The sequence below is a fragment of the uncultured Lactobacillus sp. genome (genome assembly GCF_944327175.1).
Taxonomy (GTDB): Bacteria; Bacillota; Bacilli; order Lactobacillales; family Lactobacillaceae; genus Lactobacillus.
On sequence record NZ_CALVGT010000066.1, the window covers coordinates 1 to 3,884 of the forward strand.

The following is a 3,884-nucleotide window of genomic DNA, read 5'->3' on the forward strand; positions in this document are numbered from 1 at the left end:
TCCAACTCATGCCAGTTTCTGACCCGGTAACCGGGGAACTTTTCACTGGCTTGCAAACTCCGCCTGAAAACTTCATTATGGTTAACCAAAAGGGTGAACGTTTCGTCAACGAATTTGCTGAACGCGACACTCTGGCTAAGGCAGCGATCGACAACGGCGGCCTCTTCTACCTGATCGCCGACGACAAGATCAAGGAAACTGCCTACAACACCACACAAGAATCAATCGATGCCCAAGTGGCAGCTGGCACCCTCTTTAGAGATGACACTCTGGAAGGCTTGGCAAAGCAAGTAGGCATGGACCCAGAAGTCTTGGTTGACACCATCAAGAAGTACAACTCTTACGTTGACGCCGGCCATGATCCGGAATTTGGCAAGAGTGCCTTCCGCTTGAAGTGTGAAGTAGCACCATTCTACGCAACTCCGCGTAAGCCAGCTATCCACCATACTATGGGCGGTCTGGTTATCGACACTAAGGGCCACGTTCTGGATGAAGAAGGCCACGTGATCGCCGGCCTGTATTCAGCTGGTGAAAACGCGGGTGGCCTGCACGCCGGCAACCGTTTGGGCGGGAACTCCCTGGCTGACATCTTCACATTCGGCCGGATCGCCGCTGACACGGCTGACGAGGAAAACCCAGCTAGCGACGCGGTTAGCGGGGCATCTCACCACTAAGAGAAAAATAAATCGTGATATTTGTGATGAATTAAAAGAGTAAGAAAAGAAATATTTTTAGGAGAAGAACCTTGGATACCAGTGTAACTAGTGGCAAGAAGCGCAGCTATCTTTCAACAGCGGTTGCTGTATATACCACATTCTTAATGTGCGGGATCATTATGTCGATTTCCGCCCAGTACAAATTACAATTAGCAGAATTATGGGGACAAAAAGGCAATATCGCAGCTGTTCTGTCAGTCAGTTCAGCGGTCGGCGTCGGGGGCCTAATCGGCACCCTGGCAGGTCCGCTTTCTGATAAGTTTGGCCGCCGCTTCGCCTCGATCATGGCCTGTCTCTGCACAGTAATCAACTTTGCCGGTTTTATGTTAGCACCAAATGTAGCAGTGGCTTATGTTTGCTCCTTGATTGGCGGGATTGGTAATTCCTTTATGAATGCCGGCTTGACGCCATCAATGCAGGATGCTTATCCAGACAAGCGGTCAATGCTGACGGTTTTGACGAAGTTCTTTGTCAGCTTTGGTCAGTTCATCCTGCCATTTGTGATCGTTGCTTTTAATGCTCAGCATATCTCATTTAAAGTTGCCTTCTGGGGCATTACCGTGGTTTACGCTGTAATCGGTATTGCCTGTTTCTTCCTGCCATTCCCGGAAGTGGGCGGCGACCGGCAAACGCAAAAAGTTGAAGCAAGCAGTGATGTTAAGCCAAAGGGCAAGATTAAAATCACTTTGGAATCAGTAATCTTGGGTTTGATGGGCTTTAGCACCACGGCTGTCTTCATGGTTTGGACCAATACTAACCAGGAATTGGGGAAGCTTTATGGCTTGACTAATCCAGCCATGTTGCAGTCAGTTTACGCGATTGCATCCCTGGCATCCGTTTTGACTACATCAGCAATGGTGGCAAAGGGTGTCCGTGAGTCAACGATCTTGATCGTTTACCCAGCTGTCTGCGCTGCTGGCTTGCTTCTCTCATACTTCGTACAGAGTGGTCCTCTCCTGTATGTTTTGGCAGCCATCATGGGCTGGTTTGCTTCTGGTGGTTTGATGCAATTGGCTGTTTCATTGCTGGCCGGCCTGTATCCAGCTCACAAGGCCACAGCCATCTCAATTGTCGGTCTGGGCAATGCTTTGTCCAACTGGCTGATTATCCGGGCTTGCGGGTCAATTACCGCGAGTGCTGGTACTAATGCACCACGGGTAATTTTGCTGATGAATATGGTTATTGCCATTGTTGGTGTCCTCTTCGGGATCATCGTCCGCATCAGCCAGAACCGCCGGGCAAAGAACAATATTACCAACTTGGAAAGTTAGAAATAGGAGAATTGAAAAAATGAGTGAAAAAGATGTAACAATTACGCGTGATGGTTTGCAGTTGGCAGCCAAGGTATCCATTCCTAACAGCAAGGAATATGATTTGGCGATTCTGGCTTACGGTTTTGTTGGCATGATGGATCCCAAAGTCAATGACTTGCTTCCCGTTTTGGCGGAAAAGCTGCAGGAAAAGGGCCTGGCTACGGTTCGCTTTGACTTCAACGGGCACGGTTTAAGTGAAGGTCCGCTGGACAACATGTCGATTTTTAACGAACTGGAAGACTATGAAGCAGTAATGAAGTATGTCTTCAGTTTGGAAGGGGTCAAGAAGATCTACTTGATTGGTCACTCACAAGGCGGGGTCCTGTCTTCAATGATGGCAGGTTACTACGCTGATAAGATCGACAAGCTGGTAATTATGTCTTCAGCTGCTACTTTGGTTGATGATGCCAGAATCGGCACTTGCATGGGCCAGGAATACGATCCAAAGGCAGTGCCAGACAAACTGGACTTTGGTGATTTCAAGCTTAACGGCTGGTATTTCAGAACTGCCAAGTTTATCAACATTTACGAAACGGCGGCTGCTTACCATGGCCCGGTTTTGGCCCTGCACGGTGAAAATGACGAAATTGTCAACAATTACGCCAGCCGGCACTACCAATCCATCTACGATAACTGCGAATTTCATCTGATTCCAGAAAGTGACCACGGCTTGCACCAAAACCGCGAGGAAGTTTACGAACGCGTTGTAAACTTCTTGACTAAGTAATTTGTTGGTTTGAGGCTGCCTTCGGGCAGCCTTTTACTTTTTAGCAGGTGATAAAAATGAAAATCTTTAACAAAAAAATTGGTGAAAAGGGCGCTGAAGCCAGCTATTACATCCAAGAAGCAGATTCATCGGTTGATGAAAAGCGCAAGTCCTCATTCTTGGTCATCGTGCCAGGCGGGGCCTACTGTTACACGGCTTGGCGGGAAAGAGAGCCGATTGCCTACGAATTTATCAGCAAGGGTTTCTCATGTGCCATTTTTGACTACGCGACTGAGGGAGCGGAATTTTTTGACGGAAATCATGACTACAGCCGCGATCCTGTCAGTGCATTTCCTAATCCCTTGATTGACCTGGCAAAGCTGGTTGCTGACGTCAGAAGCCATGCTGAAGAATGGCAAATCGATCCGGAAAGCATAAACGTGATTGGATTTTCAGCCGGCGGTAACTTAACGGCTCAGCTGGCCGCCTACTGGCAGGCTTCTTGGCTGGCCAAGCTGACAGGCTTGAAAGCAGAGCAGATGCGGCCAGATTCAGTAGGCCTTTGCTACCCGGCTATCAAGATGGTTGATTTAAATAATCACAATATCGCGGTTTTGAACAAGGTCAAGGTTAGCGTGGACTTAATCAATTACGCGGCAACTGGCCTGGATCAGTCAGCTGAAAGAATTGCCATGATCAACTTGGACCAGGCAGTGACCAGTCAGTTCCCGCGGACCTTCATGTGGGGAACGACGGAAGATTTAAACTGCCATGTCGGGGATGCTATTAACTTCGCTGGTGACCTGGCTAAAAACAAGGTCCCGTTTGAGTTCCACATGTATCAAAAGGGCAACCATGGCATGTCCTTAGCGGACAAGCGGACTGATGGCCGGCCAGACCATTCTTTGAGCGACCCGCAAGCTTCTTCCTGGACCAAGCTCTATCTGGGCTGGCTCAGTGAGAATAACTTGTACCACCTGCTTTAAAACAGACACTAAAATATTTTAAGATCGGAGCAACACTATGTTTTACAAGAGCCACTTTGGTACGATTTTAACCACGGTTTTATCCCTCTTCATGGGGCTGGTGATGGCGATTTTTATCATCTTCTTGAACCACCTGCCTTTTACTTGGGTTAACCTCTTCGAA

At 48.3% G+C, this 3,884-nt stretch carries 4 protein-coding genes; all 4 read left to right on the top strand.

What is annotated here, in order from left to right; genetic code table 11:
- Window positions 1–674: FAD-binding protein (locus Q0J41_RS08515; protein WP_296228459.1), on the top strand; the 674-nt coding region annotated here is incomplete at its 5' end.
- A 71-nt stretch (window positions 675–745) separates the two neighbouring features.
- A complete protein-coding gene (locus Q0J41_RS08520; protein ID WP_296228462.1) occupies window positions 746–1,987 on the top strand; it encodes an MFS transporter in 1,242 nt (413 codons plus the stop codon).
- A gap of 19 nt (window positions 1,988–2,006) precedes the next feature.
- Window positions 2,007–2,756, top strand: a complete 750-nt coding sequence (locus tag Q0J41_RS08525) for an alpha/beta fold hydrolase (RefSeq protein ID WP_296228465.1) — start codon at window positions 2,007–2,009, stop codon at window positions 2,754–2,756.
- 56 nt (window positions 2,757–2,812) lie between these two features.
- Window positions 2,813–3,721: an alpha/beta hydrolase gene (locus Q0J41_RS08530; RefSeq protein WP_296228467.1), complete on the top strand. Its 909-nt coding sequence runs from the start codon at window positions 2,813–2,815 to the stop codon at window positions 3,719–3,721.
- Window positions 3,722–3,884: the final 163 nt, after the last annotated feature.

Bases quoted from the DNA above. Each gene is read 5' to 3' on its own strand.
- Q0J41_RS08530 (WP_296228467.1), top strand. From the start codon at position 2,813: ATGAAAATCTTTAACAAAAAAATTGGTGAAAAGGGCGCTGAAGCCAGC.
- Q0J41_RS08525 (WP_296228465.1), top strand. From the start codon at position 2,007: ATGAGTGAAAAAGATGTAACAATTACGCGTGATGGTTTGCAGTTGGCA.